This window comes from Mesorhizobium sp. M4B.F.Ca.ET.203.01.1.1, assembly GCF_004791025.1.
Lineage (GTDB): Bacteria > Pseudomonadota > Alphaproteobacteria > Rhizobiales > Rhizobiaceae > Mesorhizobium > Mesorhizobium abyssinicae.
In genome coordinates, this window is record NZ_SRUO01000295.1 from 1 (window position 1) to 282 (window position 282).

The 282-nt window shown below is 63.8% G+C and carries 1 pseudogene; it reads left to right on the forward strand.

The window, feature by feature from the left end:
• Positions 1-282: pseudogene (locus EN846_RS36330) on the forward strand (cellulose synthase catalytic subunit (UDP-forming)); the annotation flags it as partial.

Consider the following 282-nt stretch of genomic DNA (forward strand, 5'->3'; position numbering starts at 1 on the left):
GAGCGTGCTCCTCGCCATGATGATCCTCAAGCTGGTGCGTCCTGACGGCATCTGGCGGCTGATCGCGCTGGCTTTCGGTACCGCCATCGTCATGCGTTACGTCTAGTGGCGCACGACCAGCACGCTGCCGCCGGTCAATCAGCTGGAAAACTTCATCCCCGGCGTGCTGCTCTATTTGGCCGAACTCTACAGCGTCATCATGCTGGCGCTCAGCCTCTTCGTCGTCGCGCTGCCGCTGCCTTCGCGCCCGTCGCGTGCCAACTCCAACGACCGGCTGCCGAC